Here is a 13,077-nt window from a genome sequence, read left to right as displayed (position 1 = left end):
GCGCAAACTGCGAGAGTCGTATCGATCTGTTACGGCTGCACGATCAACGCAATTTGAAGGACGGAAAGTTGAAACGCGAGGGCGGAACCAGCTGGCCAGCCGGGATCTGCGTCGTTTCAGGGCCGCCGTTGAGGTCGAGCGGCGGCGATTCGACGCTGCCCGACGCGGCTTCCGGCGCCGCCGCCGTGCCCGATGCCGCTTGCGGCGGCGTTGCCGCGGTCGCCCCGGAAGCCGGCGCCGCCTTCGCGGCAGCAGCACCCGGCGTGCCCGCCGCGCCGGCCGTACCGGTCGCGGCGCCAGCCGGCGCACCAGCCGCGCTGCCGTCGACGTCGCCGTAGTTCGGCAGCGGCGCTTCGTCGCCGTAATTCGGCAGTCCTTGCGCCTGTTTGCTGTCGGACAGCAGGTACTGACGGCGCTGCAAATACGCGTTGCGCACGAACGAATATTTGTCGAGCGCGGCGCCTTCCAGCACATCGCTCGCGCTCAGCAGATTGGCACGCGTATTGACCACGTTCAGGCCATACAGCGCCCAGCTCAGACCATCCGGATGAATGTAGCTGAGCGGGTTCACATAGTAATTGCCGATCGATCCGACCGCGTCGCGCACGGTGCTCGGCCCGAACAGCGGCAGCACGAGGTACGGGCCCGCCGGCACGCCGTAGTGACCGAGCGTCAAGCCGAGGTCGTTGTCGTGCTTGGGCAGCTTGGCAAGCGTCGCCACGTCGAACAGACCGCCCACACCGAAGACCGTGTTGATCACGATCCGCATGATGTCTTCGACACCGTCGGTGATCTTCAATTGCAGCAGGTTGTTCGCCGCAATGTAGACGTCGCCGATGTTCGAGAAGAAGTTCGTCACACTGTCGCGCACCGGCTGCGGGGTCGCCCACACGTAGCCCTTCGCGACCGGCTTGAGCGCGTACTGGTCGATCTTGTCGTTGACGGTGAACATGGTGCGGTTCAAGCCTTCGAGCGGGTCGCCCTTGGTCGGCGTCTGCACGGTCGTACAACCGGCGAGCAGCGTTGCAGCTAGCGCTAGCCTCGCGACCGGGAAAGCGCGCGCGGCCCTGATGCGTGTGATCTGCATTCTTGTTCTCCTTATTGAGCGCCCGCGGCGGACGCGGGCAGGCTCGGCGCCACGGGCGCGGGTGTGCTCACGGCGGCGCCAGGCTTGGATGCACCCGAATCCGCAGCCTTGCTGTACAGGAACTGTCCGATGAGGTTTTCCAGCACGATCGCCGATTGCGTCATGGAGATGGTGTCGCCCGCCTTGAGCATCTCGCTGTCGCCGCCGGGTTCGAGCCCGATGTATTGTTCACCGAGCAGACCCGAGGTCAGGATCTTCGCCGACGTGTCTTTCGGAAACTGGTACTGCTTGTCCAGATCGATTGTGACGACGGCCTGGTACGCGTTGCTGTCGAAGCCGATCGAACCGACGCGGCCAACCGTCACGCCCGCGCTCTTCACGGGCGCGCGCGCCTTCAATCCGCCGATGTTGTCGAACTTGAGCTTCACCGGATAGGTCGCCTGGAACGACAACGAGCTCATATTGCCGGCCTTCAGCGCCAGAAACAGCAACGCCACGAAACCCAACACCACGAACAGGCCGACCCAGAAGTCGAGAGCAGTCTTTTTCATCGTTATCCCAAAGTGAATCCGCCACGCCGTTGGCACTTCCGCCGCGCGCGTCGAATCACGCGCCGCCAGCTAAAAAAGTGCGGCGCAGCCTTAGCTGAACATCAATGCGGTCAGCAGAAAATCGAGGCCGAGCACCGCAAGCGACGCGTACACGACGGTCTTGGTCGTGGCGCGCGACACGCCTTCCGGCGTCGGCTTGGCTTCATAGCCTTGAAACAGCGCAACGAACGTCACCGCGAGGCCGAACACCACGCTTTTGACAACGCCGGCGCCGACGTCGCGCCAGACATCGACGCCACCTTGCATCTGCGACCAGAACGCGCCGGCATCGACGCCGATCAGCAGAACGCCCACTACATAGCCACCGAGCACGCCGACCGCGCTGAAGATCGCGGCGAGGATCGGCATTGAAATGATGCCCGCCCACAGTCGCGGCGCGATCACGACCTTGACCGGGTCCACGGCCATCATTTCCATCGCGGTCAGCTGCTCGCCTGCTTTCATCAAGCCGATTTCAGCCGTGAGCGACGTGCCGGCGCGCCCCGCGAACAGCAGCGCCGTGACCACCGGGCCGAGTTCACGCACGAGCGACAGCGCGACCAGCAACCCGAGCGCCTCCTCGGAGCCGTACCGGTTCAGCGTGTAATAGCCCTGAAGACCGAGCACGAAGCCGACGAACAGGCCCGACACGGCAATGATCACCAGCGAATAATTACCCACGAAGTAGATCTGCTTCGTGACAAGACGTGGACGGCGCAACAACGGGAAGAATTCGAGCAGCAGCCGGAAAAAGAAACGCGTGGCATAGCCGGCCGTGCCCAGCCCGTCGAGCACCGAGCGGCCGATCATACTGATCATGGCTGACCTCCGCCGATACCGAAGTCCGCCGCGAGCGGCGTCTTGCTGGGATAGTGAAACTTGAAGGGACCGTCCGGCGCGCCGTCGATGAACTGGCGCACGGTGGGATCGGTCGACTCCCGCAGTTCAGCGGGCGTACCTTCTGCGTGAACCCCGCCATTGGCGAGAAAGTAGACGTAATCGGCGATCGCGAACGATTCCGGCACGTCGTGCGTGACGAGGATCGACGTGGCGCCGAGCGCCTGATTCAGCGCGCGGATCAGGTTCGCGGTGATGCCGAGCGAGATCGGATCGAGACCGGCGAACGGCTCGTCGTACATCATCAGTTCGGGATCGAGCGCGATGGCGCGCGCCAGTGCCACACGCCGCGCCATGCCGCCCGAGATCTCCGACGGCAGCAGGTCGCGCGCACCCCGCAAGCCGACCGCGTTGAGCTTCATCAGCACCAGATCGCGGATCAGTTCTTCGGGAAGGTCGGTGTGCTCACGCAGCGCGAAGGCGACGTTGTCGAACACGGACATGTCGGTGAACAGGGCGCCGAACTGGAACAGCATGCCCATCTTGCGCCGCAGCGCGTAGAGGCCGTCGCGCGTTTGCCGGCCGACGTCCTGGCCGTGGAACAGGATCTCGCCGCGCTGCGCGCGCACGAGGCCGCCGATCAGGCGCAGCACCGTGGTCTTGCCGCAGCCCGAACCGCCCATGACCGCGACCACCTGGCCGCGCTTGAAGCGCAGATTCAGGTTCGACAGGACGAGCCGGTCGCCGTAACCGAAGTCGACGTCGCGCAACTCGAGTAAGGTCTCGGGGGAGGAAGACACGAAACTGACAGTCCTTTTACACGGAAGGCGAATTATAGGGCCACCGTGCAAAAGTTGCCGTGACGCTGCCCCGACCCTTAACCAATTCTCACGATTATTGCGTAAACGCTTGTTGCAGTGCAGAAACGGCCGCCGCCGGATCGGCCGCTTCCGTTACCGCGCGCACCACGGCCGCGCAGCCGACGCCTGTCGCCAGCACGTCGGGCAGCACCTGCAGGTCGATGCCGCCGATCGCCACCAGCGGCACGACGCCGTCGAGCAGTCGCACGTAGCGGGCCAAACGCCGCAGGCCCTGCGGCTCGGTCGGCATGACCTTGGTGGTGGTCGGAAACACCGCGCCCAGTGCTATGTAGCTCGGCCGGAAATGCAGCGCTTTCAGAATTTCGTAGAAACCGTGGGTCGACAGGCCGAGACGCACGCCTCCCGCCGCGAGCGCGGCGAGGTCAGCCGTATGCACGTCTTCCTGACCGAGGTGGACGCCGTACGCGCCGGCTTCGAGCGCGGCCTGCCAGTGGTCGTTGATGAAGACCTGAGCGTCGTACTGGCGGCCAACGGCCACGCAGCGAGCAATTTCGCGCTTCAGTTCGTCGGCGGGTTCGGCGGATTTGCGGCGCAGTTGCACTGTCTTCACGCCAAAGCCCGCCACCAGTTCGACCCATTCAGCGGTCGGCAGCACCGGATACAGGCCGAGCCGCTCGGGACAGCGTGCGAACGCCTGCGGCGGCGCCTCGGGCAAGCCGGCAAGACGCGGAAAGTGGTTGATATCGGCGGGAAAAGCGTCGTCGGCACGAGTTTCGTCGCCGTCGCGCCAGGCCAGCGCCAGGACCAGCGCGTCATGCGGATCGAAACCGCAGTCGAGGAAAGCCGCCAGCGCGGGAATCCAGTCTTCCGCCAGATGGCCTTCCAGGCGGTATTTTTCACCGCCCAGATGCAGCGTGGCCTTTTCCTCGGCGGCTTCGATCACGCCAGCGCCGTGCACCAGCCAGCGCGCCATCTGTTCGCCGTGCTGCTGCGCGTCGGCAATCAAAATCAGGTCGCCGCCGTTCAGTTCCTCCGGCGCGGTCAGACAGATGCGCCACTGCGCATGCGTCGGCGGCCAGTCGCCCAGCCGGGCGCGGATGCGCTCGGCGGCTTCGGTGAGTTCGTCGGCGGGCGGCCAGAAGAGGTCGCGATCCTTCAATGTCAAAGTCTGCGTCATGCGGCGCTCCCGTCTTGATGCCAGAACGGCATGCCGACCACCGGCGTGCTCGCGTGCGCGCTTTCGCGCGCGGCCATCGGCCCCGCCAGAAAAGCCTGGCGGCCCGCTTCGACGCCGAGCGCGAAGGCGCGCGCCATGGCGTCGGGGTGCGTGGCCTGTGAGACGGCGGTGTTCAGCAGCACGCCGTCGAAGCCCCATTCCATGACCTGCGCCGCATGCGAAGGCACGCCGAGTCCGGCGTCGACGATCAGCGGCACGTCCGGCAGCCGCTCGCGCAACACGCGCAGGCCGTACGGATTGATCACGCCCTTGCCGGTGCCGATCGGCGCGCCCCACGGCATCAGCGCTTCACAGCCAGCGTCCAGCAGACGGCGGCCGATCACGAGATCTTCCGTGCAGTACGGCAGCACCTTGAAGCCGTCCTTGACCAGTTGCGCGGCCGCTTCGATCAGGCCGACCGGGTCGGGCTGCAATGTGTAGTCGTCGCCGATCAGTTCGAGCTTGATCCACTCGGTTTCGAAAATTTCGCGCGCCATATGCGCGGTCGTCACCGCCTCGCCGACGGTCAGGCAACCGGCCGTATTCGGCAGCAGCGGTACGCCGTGGCGCTTGAGAAGGTCGAAGAAGCCCGCTTCCGCGCCGCCTTCGTTCATTTGCCGGCGCAGCGCGACGGTCACCATGCCGGGGCGCGCCGCGTCGATGGAATCGGACAGCGATTGCAGCGACGGATAGCGCGAGGTGCCGAGCAGCACACGGCTCGCGAAGGTCTGGCCGTAGAGCGTGAGCGCGTCGGCAGTCTGGGGGGAGGTCATTTGCATAATCCTTGGTTTCCTGCAATCGGGCATCCCGGCGAGGCGCTCAGCCGCCGGCCACGGGTTGCACGACATCGAGCTTGTCGCCCGCCTGCAGCGCGCGCGCCGCATGCTGGGTGCGCGCCACGAAATCGCCGTTCAGCGCGACCGCGAACGGCGGACGTGCGCCGTACACGGCGAGCGCGTCGGCGACAGTCGCGCCTTCGGGTAGCGACAACGGCTTCTGATTGATATGAATGTCCATGGTGTTCGAATACGGTTCAATCGATGGCGAAAGCGGCATGGTATGCGGCGCTCGTTTGGGTGTGGACCACTTGCGCAACGCTCATGCCGGCTCCCGCGCGGCGTCCAGTTGAAAGAGCTCGCTCCAGCGCGCATCGCGCTGCCAGTCGGCGAAAGCATCGGCGTCGCCGATGCGGCCGTCGAGCAGCGCCGCGGCGAAGCGCACGGCTTCGTCGGCGACTTCGGGCACGATCATGTAGCCGTGCCGGTACAGGCCGTTCACGCGCAGCGTCTGCGCGCCATCCCACAGCAAGGCCGGACGGTGATCCGGCAAAGTTGGGCGGCACTGCGAATTCAGTTCGAGGATGCGTGCCTCGCCGAAGCCGGGATGCACGGAAAACGCCGCGCTCAGCAGTTCGAGGGCCGAGCGCACGCTGACCGGCGACATGTCCTCGCCTTCCACTTCGGTGGCGCCGATCACGTAGAGATCGTCCTGCTTCGGCGCGATATAGAGCGGATAGCGCGGATGCAGCAGCCGCACCGGCCGCGTCAGCTTGATACCGGGCGCATGCACGCGCGCGACTTCGCCGCGAATGCCGCGCAGCGTGGGCAGCACGGGCTTCGCGCCGAGACCGCGGCAGTCGATCGTGATGCGGGCGGGCGGAAGCGCGCGATCGTCGACCGCGGTATTCCAGTGCGTTTCGACGCCACGTTGCGCGAGGCCCGCGGCCAGCGCGCTCAGCACCTGACGGTTATCCAGCTGGCCTTCATGTGGCAGCAGCCAGCCCTGATTGAAACGGCCCGCCAACGCGGGCTCGGCGGCGCCGAGTTGCGCGCCCGACAGCGTGACGAAACCGCCGTCCAGCAATTCAGCCGGCGCATTGGAGCGCACGCGGCGCTCGAACAGCGGTGCTTCGGTGCGGTCGGCGTGATGCCAGACGACCAGCGTGCCATTGCGCTGAAAGAACACCGGCTCGGGCAACTCGGCAAGCACTTGCGGCCATGTATCGAGCGAACTCGCGCCAAGGCGCGTGATGAGCAGCTCGGCACTCGCGGCTTCCGCGAGCGGCGCAAGCATGGCCGCGGCGACCCACGCCGCGGCTTGCGAACCGGCGGCATCGCCTCGCTCATACAGCGCCACGCGATGCCCCTCACCGGCGAGACGCCACGCGACCAGCCGCCCGCACAGGCCACCGCCGAGAACGGCGAAATCGGGTTGCGCAGAACGCGTCATCGTGCGCACTCCCATTCAGGATGGCAAGCAAAGGCAAAGCGGCACGGCGCACCAGCGGCGTGACGAAGAGCAAAACACATATCTGAAGAATAGGCGGTCATCGAGTCCTTTCCGTACGGCCAACAAAACGCACGTACCCAGGACGAAACCGGCGGGTGAGGCCGGCCGGGCAATGCGCGTTCCAATGACTAACGCCGCCCGGCGGGGAATGGAAGACTGGCTGCTTCCGGAAACTTCCCGCGCCGGTATTACCCGGATCGGGTGCAAAGGGTCTCTCTCAGCCTCGCCGCCGCAGCATGAAAACCATGCCGCCTGTGGCGCGAAGCACCCCTGTTTCGTCGAAGTCCATTAGACCATAAAAGACGCGCCCCCCGCAAACCAGCGCCCCGCCGCGCCGCACGCGGTTTGATCCGGCACCATCTTTCGCTTAATCAATACGGCCTGGGGCGGTGCTCTGGCACAATGCCAGCACAGATGCCGCACGAACGCGGCGCGGCCGGCGCACCAGACGGCCACGCCGCGTTCGCGCGGTATCGGGGCGAGGCCTCGCGGCGCAACTTAATTTTCGCTTAAGGGCTTCGCGCCAGAATCGGACGCTCACCCGCGCGTGCGTTCGTCGAGCACGACGCCCGGGCCTGTACCGCAAACCCGCCGCAGGGCAGCCCGCAGACGGACCTGCCCCGCTGGGTCAGCCCCACATGGGTCAGCCCCAATGGGCCAGCCCCGAATGGGCCAGCACTACTTCAGGATGCTCATGACACCGAATACCACTGCCAGCCCCGCGCTGCCGCCCGACGAAAAAGTCTCCGCCTGGAGCCTGATCAAACCCTACTGGGTTTCCGAAGAACGAAAAACGGCATGGGGCCTGCTCATCGCGATCATCGTGATGAATCTGCTCGTGGTGTGGATCAACGTGCGCCTGAATCGCTGGAGCGCCGACTTCTACAACGCGCTGCAAACCAAGAACGTGCATGACTTCCCGCACCTGCTGATGGTGTTCTCGGGGCTTGCGTTCGGCTTCATCATCCTCGCGGTGTACGGCCGTTACCTGCGCCAGATGCTCGGCTTTCGCTGGCGCCAGTGGCTGACCACGCGCTACCTGAACGAGTGGTTGAATGACAGCGCGTTCTACCGGATCGAGCGCGACCGCCTCGCCGACAACCCCGACCAGCGGATCAGCGACGACCTGCAATCGTTCGCCACCAGCACCCTTTCACTCACGCTCGACCTGCTCTCCACGGTCGTCACGCTGGTGTCGTTCATCACGATCCTGTGGTCGCTTGCCGGCGCGCTGACCATTTCGCTCGGCGGCATGCCGATCGAAATCCCCGGCTATATGGTGTGGGCCGCGGCACTCTACGCCGTGGTCGGTTCGCTGATCATCCAGAAGGTCGGCCATCCGCTCGTGCCGATCAACTACCAGGCGCAAAAAGTCGAGGCGGATTTCCGTTTCGGCCTGATCCGTCTGCGTGAAAACGCCGAGCAGATCGCCTTCTACAACGGTATGGAAACCGAGAAGAAGAACGCACACTCGCTGTTCGGCCGCATCCGCGACAACTGGTGGCAGGTGATGAAGTACACCAAGCGCCTCACGTTCGTGCTGAGCTTCTACGGCCAGATCGCGATCATCTTTCCGCTGGTGGTCGCCGCGCCCCGCTATTTCGCCGGCGCCTTCACGTTCGGTGTGCTGATGCAGATTTCCAGCGCATTCGGCACCGTCAGCGACTCGTTCTCGTGGTTCATCAACAGTTACGGCACCTTGGTCGAATGGCGCGCCACCGTGAACCGGTTGCGTGAATTCAAGCGCGTCGTGCACGCACCGCGGCTGAAGGAATCGGTCTCGCCGGCTACCGCGCACGGCGGCATCAATCTGCATTTCGTCGACGAAGACCAGCTCTCCACCGAGGGCCTCAAACTCGCCCTGCCTAACGGCAACCCGCTGTCGCGCATTCGCGATGTGGCGATCCGGCCGGGCTCGCGCTGGCTGGTGCGCGGCCCGTCGGGTTCAGGCAAGAGCACGCTGATGCGCGCCCTCGCCGGCCTGTGGCCGTTCGGCGACGGCTCGATCGACGCCCCGGTCAACGCGCGCATCATGTTCATCCCGCAGGTCAGCTACATGCCGATCGGCACCCTCAAGGCGGCGCTCGCCTACCCCTCCTCCGTGGACACCTACACCGACGACGAATGCCGCGAAGCGCTCGTCGTCTGCCATCTGTCGGAATACGCGGACCGTCTGCAGGAATCGGGACACTGGACCCGCATTCTCTCGCCGGGCGAGCAACAGCGCCTCGCCGCCGCGCGCGTGTTGCTGCACAAGCCGGACTATCTGTTCCTCGACGAAGCGACCAGCGCGCTCGACGCGGACAACGAGGCGCGCCTGTATCGCCTGTTCACGGAACGGCTGCCGAAGGCGGCGATTGTCAGTGTCGCGCATCGCGAGTCGCTCGCTGCGTTCCACGACGAGACGCTCGAGGTCGAGCGCTCGGACGAAGCGATCGCCGCATGAGCGTCATAAGCGCCATCGCCGACCTGAACGACGCGGGCTGCGCCGGATTCGAGCGTGTCGTGCTGATCACCGGCGCCGGCTCCGGCATTGGCGCCGCACTGGCCCGGCGCATCGCCGCGCCGCGCTCGGCCCTGATGCTGCACGCACGCGGCGCCGATCACGAAGCGCGCCAACGACTCGCGCAAGTCGCCGCCGATTGCAGCGCAAACGGCGCACGCTGCGCGACGGTGTTCGGCGATCTAGCCGAACGCGGCGCCGCGGAACACGTGATCCATCAAACGCTGGCGAACTTCGGCGCGCTCGATCAACTGGTCGCCAACGCCGGACACGCGCAGCGCCAAACGCTGAATGCGCTCGATGCCGACGCGTTGAGCGCAGCCTTCGCGGCCATGCCGGCCGCGTTCGCGGCGCTCGTCAAACGTGCGACACCCGCGCTGGAAACGTCGAAGCGCGGCCGCGTGGTCGCGCTCAGCTCGTTCGTCGCGCATCGCTACCGCGCGGACGCGCCGTTTGCCGCAACGGCCGCCGCGAAAGCGGCGCTCGAATCGCTGGCGAAAACCGCAGCCGCGGAACTGGCGCCGCATGGCGTGACAGTCAATTGCGTGGCGCCCGGCTATACCCGTAAAGATCGCGGACCGAGTGCCGATAATGCATCGGTGTGGACTCGCGCCGCCGAAGCGACGCCGCTCGGCCATGTCGCCGAGCCCACGGATATCTCCGCGCTGATCGCATTCCTGCTTTCCGACGAAGCGCGCCACATCACCGGCCAGGTGATCCACGTCGACGGCGGCCTGACGCTCGGCTGAGCGACGCACTGCACGCCACGCCGCGCAAGGCAACGCAACGCGGCGCAACATTCCGAAACACGCGAGAAGAGTTCGAAAGCATTTGCGAAGCGGGCAAGCTGTTCCGCGCTTTGAAAATGCCCTCCGGCGGCGACGATAGTCGTGCGGGCCGTACCACGTCCTGCCCCACGTCATTCACCGCTACTGGATTCCCGACATGTCATTCGATCGCCGCTCCCATCCTTTGACCCAGCGTCTCGCGCTTGCTCTTGGCGCGCTGCTCGTCACGAGCGCCGCTTATGCGGCACAAGCGAACCAGGCTAACCCGGCTAACGAGCCCGCCGACGTTTGCCCCGCGCTCAAGCACATCGTCGACGCCGCTGATTTCCGGCAGTTGCAGACCCAAGCCGCCGCACAATTGCCCGGCACGGAAAGCGCCGACGACTGCCGCGCCAACTCGCATGCCTACGACTGCCACTGGCGCGCGCACTGGCAAGCGGACGGTGTCGTCTCCGATCCGCTGGAAGAATTCGGCGCCGACATCGCTGCCTGCTTCCCGAACGTCGTGCACGACATCAATACGCCGACGCGCCAGCATTTCATCGTGACCACCCCCGCGCGGCGCGTCAGCGTCACGGCAAGCGTGCAAGGGCAAAACGAATTGCGCCTGCGCGTCACGCGCTGAACGTGAGCCAGATCGCCGTTGTCCGCTGTGATTTACGGAATTCACCGACCGTCACCTGGCGCCGCCTCATGACCTTCATGCCGAGCATGCCCGCCCACGCATTCACGCGAGCCCCGCGGGCTGCGTGGCGCATGTTGAAGCGTCCCTGCGCGTGGCTCGCCGTCTCCGCCACGCTGGCGGTCGGCCTGAACGGCTGCGCGTGGACGCTGATCCAGGCCGCCGACGCCACCGGTTCGGTGATTCAGGCGGGCTACGCGATCGCGGCGAACTATTCATCGCCGACCTTCGTCAACGGCCGGCCGGCTGACTTGCGCAACGTCTGCATCGAAGTGAATCAGAACGTGTCGGTCGGCGATTTCGTGCCGGCGCTGCAACTCGCGCTCGACCGGCGCGGCATTCGTTCGGAGGTCTACAATCCGGGGACGTCGCCCGCCGGTTGCGAGGCGCGGCTCGTCTACAACGCCGCGATCGATTACGGCCGCCGTTCGTTCAGCGACGAAACGATCCAGTATCTGTCGATCATCGACCTGACGCTGATTCAGAACGGCCGTATTCTCGTCACCGCCCGCTATCAGACCGGGGGCCTGAACACCGACCGCTTCTCTTCGGCATCGACCAAGCTCAATGGCCTGATCGAGCGAATGGTCGTCGATCGAACCGACTTCTCTCGCCAGCCGCCACAGACCATTCAGACTTCCCAGGCGAACTAGGCGCACAGATCGCTTGCTTTCTCTTACAGGGGAAAGGATTCGAAAGCGTGACGCGCTTTGCTGCGCACGCGCGGTTCTCTAAGATGACCTGAATGAACCCATCCATTCTGGTCGTCGACGACGATCCCGTGATACGTGAACTCGTCAGCGGATATCTGCAAGGGCGCGGCTTCAAAGTCGACACGCTCGAACATGGCCTCGGCCTGCAGCGCAAATTGCAGAACGAGCGGCCCGACCTGATCGTCCTCGACATCATGATGCCGCAGCTCGACGGCATCAGCGCGTTGCGCGCGTTGCGCGTGGCCGGCGACGACATTCCCGTGATTCTGCTGACCGCGCGTGCCGATCCGATCGATCGCGTGATCGGCCTCGAACTCGGCGCGGACGACTATCTCGGCAAGCCCTTCGAACCGAGCGAACTGGTTGCGCGGATTCGCACCGTGCTGCGCCGTCGCAGCGTGATTGCGCCGAGCGCGCCGGAGCAGCGCGCGCCGTATCGCTTCGGCCGTTTCGAAGTGAATTTCCCGGCGCGCGAATTGCGCCACGAAGGCGAGCGCATTGCGCTGCGTTCGAGCGAATTCGCCATGCTCAAGATATTCGTCACCCACGCGATGACCGTGCTCACGCGCGCGCAGTTGCTGGAAAAACTGCACGGCAACAGCGAGATACATCGCAATCGCAGCCTTGATGTGTCGATCTGGCGTCTGCGCCGGCTGATCGAAGTCGATCCGTCCGAACCACGCTATGTGCAAACCGTGTGGGGACGCGGCTACGTGTTCGTGCCGGACGGTGAAATCGGCGCAGCCGAACGCGGCGCGCCGCTGGCCTAGCATGTGACGCGAGGTGCGATGGCTATCGCACCTCCTGGTTGGCAGATTCTCAATGAGTCGACGGCTCAGAACGTGATCAGAACGTCAGCACGCTCATGAACATTCTTTGCAGCCAGCCCATGGTCGTGGCGTCGGACACCATCCCCACACCGGCCTGTTCGATACGCGCGTTCGCGACCTTGCTCGACGCCACGTAGTTGCCCGCTTCGATATCCTTAGGATTGACGATGCCCGACAGGCGCAACCTGTCGCGGTTCCCGCTCATCGCAATGACCTTCTCGCCCGACACCACGAGGTTGCCGGTCGACATCGTGCCGATCACCGTGACGGCGAGCGTGCCGCTCATGCCGCTGGCATCGGTGAGACTGCCCTGCCCTTTGTATTCGGTGCTCGCCGAGCCGATGTTGAACAGTCGCGCAAGGCGCGCGGCAGCATTGGTGGAATGGTCGGCGGCGTCGGCGGTAATGCTGCTCGAGCGGCTCGCCGCGGCGGTCGCGCTGTTATTGCCGCTATACGATTCCGAAAGACGGATCGTCAATACATCGCCGATATGTTGGGCACGCGGCGTCTCGTACAGGAGCAGCGGACTGCCGGCCTGATAGATCGCGCCTTGCGTGTTGACGTTCAGTGGCGCCGAGGCGAGCGGTGGCGCCATCGGCGTATCGACGATCGAGCTTTGCTGCGTGCTCCCGCAAGCCGCAACGCAGATCGCCGCGCCTAGCGCGACAGTGAGACGTAGCGCAGTCATGCCCGCAGTCATACCTACTCCTTGGCCGGGTCG

At 65.2% G+C, this 13,077-nt stretch carries 15 protein-coding genes and 1 riboswitch; of the genes, 5 read left to right on the top strand and 10 right to left on the bottom strand.

Annotated features, from left to right (window positions below; all coding sequences use genetic code 11):
* Window positions 1-43: 43 nt before the first annotated feature.
* From BLW71_RS17950 to BLW71_RS17915, 8 genes are all read right to left on the bottom strand, one after another.
* Window positions 44-1,087: an MlaA family lipoprotein gene (locus tag BLW71_RS17950; RefSeq protein WP_091798477.1), complete on the bottom strand. Its 1,044-nt coding sequence runs from the start codon at window positions 1,085-1,087 to the stop codon at window positions 44-46.
* A gap of 11 nt (window positions 1,088-1,098) precedes the next feature.
* Window positions 1,099-1,638 carry an outer membrane lipid asymmetry maintenance protein MlaD gene (gene mlaD / locus BLW71_RS17945; protein WP_091798473.1) on the bottom strand — a complete coding sequence of 180 codons (540 nt, stop codon included), beginning with the start codon at window positions 1,636-1,638 and terminating at the stop codon, window positions 1,099-1,101.
* A 90-nt stretch (window positions 1,639-1,728) separates the two neighbouring features.
* Window positions 1,729-2,496 carry a lipid asymmetry maintenance ABC transporter permease subunit MlaE gene (mlaE, locus tag BLW71_RS17940; RefSeq protein WP_091798470.1) on the bottom strand — a complete coding sequence of 256 codons (768 nt, stop codon included), beginning with the start codon at window positions 2,494-2,496 and terminating at the stop codon, window positions 1,729-1,731.
* The gene (locus BLW71_RS17935; RefSeq protein WP_091798466.1) at window positions 2,493-3,314 is read right to left on the bottom strand and encodes an ABC transporter ATP-binding protein; all 822 of its coding nucleotides are present in this window, start codon (window positions 3,312-3,314) and stop codon (window positions 2,493-2,495) included. Before BLW71_RS17935 ends, mlaE begins: the two co-directional genes overlap by 4 nt.
* 94 nt (window positions 3,315-3,408) lie before the next feature.
* On the bottom strand, window positions 3,409-4,512 hold the full coding sequence (thiE, locus tag BLW71_RS17930; protein ID WP_091798463.1) for a thiamine phosphate synthase: 1,104 nt from the start codon (window positions 4,510-4,512) through the stop codon (window positions 3,409-3,411).
* Window positions 4,509-5,324 (bottom strand): thiazole synthase, encoded by an 816-nt coding sequence (locus tag BLW71_RS17925; RefSeq protein WP_091798460.1) that lies wholly within the window; start codon window positions 5,322-5,324, stop codon window positions 4,509-4,511. Before BLW71_RS17925 ends, thiE begins: the two co-directional genes overlap by 4 nt.
* A 46-nt stretch (window positions 5,325-5,370) precedes the next feature.
* Window positions 5,371-5,568, bottom strand: coding sequence for a sulfur carrier protein ThiS (thiS, locus tag BLW71_RS17920; protein ID WP_091800983.1), 198 nt, complete (start codon window positions 5,566-5,568; stop codon window positions 5,371-5,373).
* Between the two features lie 81 nt (window positions 5,569-5,649).
* The gene (locus BLW71_RS17915; RefSeq protein ID WP_091800980.1) at window positions 5,650-6,780 is read right to left on the bottom strand and encodes an FAD-dependent oxidoreductase; all 1,131 of its coding nucleotides are present in this window, start codon (window positions 6,778-6,780) and stop codon (window positions 5,650-5,652) included.
* A 217-nt stretch (window positions 6,781-6,997) separates the two neighbouring features.
* A riboswitch (TPP riboswitch) is annotated at window positions 6,998-7,122 on the bottom strand.
* 412 nt (window positions 7,123-7,534) lie between these two features.
* Here BLW71_RS17915 and BLW71_RS17910 point away from each other — a divergent pair.
* The 3 genes from BLW71_RS17910 (at window position 7,535) to BLW71_RS17900 (ending at window position 10,756) form a co-directional block, all read left to right on the top strand.
* Window positions 7,535-9,286, top strand: coding sequence for an ABC transporter ATP-binding protein/permease (locus tag BLW71_RS17910; protein WP_091798456.1), 1,752 nt, complete (start codon window positions 7,535-7,537; stop codon window positions 9,284-9,286).
* On the top strand, window positions 9,283-10,092 hold the full coding sequence (locus BLW71_RS17905; RefSeq protein ID WP_091798453.1) for an SDR family NAD(P)-dependent oxidoreductase: 810 nt from the start codon (window positions 9,283-9,285) through the stop codon (window positions 10,090-10,092). Before BLW71_RS17910 ends, BLW71_RS17905 begins: the two co-directional genes overlap by 4 nt.
* 196 nt (window positions 10,093-10,288) lie before the next feature.
* Entirely contained in the window at window positions 10,289-10,756 is a 468-nt protein-coding gene (locus BLW71_RS17900) for a hypothetical protein (protein WP_091798450.1), read from the top strand.
* Here the strand turns inward: BLW71_RS17900 and BLW71_RS41690 are convergent.
* On the bottom strand, window positions 10,746-10,889 hold the full coding sequence (locus BLW71_RS41690; RefSeq protein WP_177204930.1) for a hypothetical protein: 144 nt from the start codon (window positions 10,887-10,889) through the stop codon (window positions 10,746-10,748). The genes BLW71_RS17900 and BLW71_RS41690 overlap by 11 nt on opposite strands.
* Here BLW71_RS41690 and BLW71_RS17895 point away from each other — a divergent pair.
* Together BLW71_RS17895 and BLW71_RS17890 are read left to right on the top strand one after the other, a co-directional pair.
* Window positions 10,888-11,466 carry a hypothetical protein gene (locus BLW71_RS17895; RefSeq protein WP_286162016.1) on the top strand — a complete coding sequence of 193 codons (579 nt, stop codon included), beginning with the start codon at window positions 10,888-10,890 and terminating at the stop codon, window positions 11,464-11,466. The two genes, BLW71_RS41690 and BLW71_RS17895, sit on opposite strands and share 2 nt — an antisense overlap.
* Window positions 11,467-11,558: 92 nt before the next feature.
* Complete coding sequence (locus BLW71_RS17890) at window positions 11,559-12,296, top strand: response regulator (protein WP_091798445.1); 738 nt, start codon at window positions 11,559-11,561, stop codon at window positions 12,294-12,296.
* Between the two features lie 76 nt (window positions 12,297-12,372).
* On the opposite strand, the gene BLW71_RS17885 is transcribed toward BLW71_RS17890, so the two are convergent.
* Window positions 12,373-13,044, bottom strand: a complete 672-nt coding sequence (locus tag BLW71_RS17885) for a flagellar basal body L-ring protein FlgH (RefSeq protein WP_091800977.1) — start codon at window positions 13,042-13,044, stop codon at window positions 12,373-12,375.
* Window positions 13,045-13,077: the final 33 nt, after the last annotated feature.

It is taken from the genome of Burkholderia sp. WP9 (genome assembly GCF_900104795.1).
GTDB lineage: Bacteria > Pseudomonadota > Gammaproteobacteria > Burkholderiales > Burkholderiaceae > Paraburkholderia.
This window is presented reverse-complemented; position numbering and strand designations above follow the sequence as displayed.

Excerpts from the sequence above, each read along its gene's own strand:
- BLW71_RS17950 (WP_091798477.1), bottom strand. The coding sequence starts at position 1,087 with ATGCAGATCACACGCATCAGGGCCGCGCGCGCTTTCCCGGTCGCGAGG.
- mlaD (WP_091798473.1), bottom strand. The coding sequence starts at position 1,638 with ATGAAAAAGACTGCTCTCGACTTCTGGGTCGGCCTGTTCGTGGTGTTG.
- mlaE (WP_091798470.1), bottom strand. The coding sequence starts at position 2,496 with ATGATCAGTATGATCGGCCGCTCGGTGCTCGACGGGCTGGGCACGGCC.
- thiE (WP_091798463.1), bottom strand. The coding sequence starts at position 4,512 with ATGACGCAGACTTTGACATTGAAGGATCGCGACCTCTTCTGGCCGCCC.
- BLW71_RS17925 (WP_091798460.1), bottom strand. The coding sequence starts at position 5,324 with ATGACCTCCCCCCAGACTGCCGACGCGCTCACGCTCTACGGCCAGACC.
- thiS (WP_091800983.1), bottom strand. The coding sequence starts at position 5,568 with ATGGACATTCATATCAATCAGAAGCCGTTGTCGCTACCCGAAGGCGCG.
- BLW71_RS17915 (WP_091800980.1), bottom strand. The coding sequence starts at position 6,780 with ATGACGCGTTCTGCGCAACCCGATTTCGCCGTTCTCGGCGGTGGCCTG.
- BLW71_RS17910 (WP_091798456.1), top strand. The coding sequence starts at position 7,535 with ATGACACCGAATACCACTGCCAGCCCCGCGCTGCCGCCCGACGAAAAA.
- BLW71_RS17905 (WP_091798453.1), top strand. The coding sequence starts at position 9,283 with ATGAGCGTCATAAGCGCCATCGCCGACCTGAACGACGCGGGCTGCGCC.
- BLW71_RS17900 (WP_091798450.1), top strand. The coding sequence starts at position 10,289 with ATGTCATTCGATCGCCGCTCCCATCCTTTGACCCAGCGTCTCGCGCTT.
- BLW71_RS17895 (WP_286162016.1), top strand. The coding sequence starts at position 10,888 with ATGTTGAAGCGTCCCTGCGCGTGGCTCGCCGTCTCCGCCACGCTGGCG.
- BLW71_RS41690 (WP_177204930.1), bottom strand. The coding sequence starts at position 10,889 with ATGCGCCACGCAGCCCGCGGGGCTCGCGTGAATGCGTGGGCGGGCATG.
- BLW71_RS17890 (WP_091798445.1), top strand. The coding sequence starts at position 11,559 with ATGAACCCATCCATTCTGGTCGTCGACGACGATCCCGTGATACGTGAA.
- BLW71_RS17885 (WP_091800977.1), bottom strand. The coding sequence starts at position 13,044 with ATGACTGCGCTACGTCTCACTGTCGCGCTAGGCGCGGCGATCTGCGTT.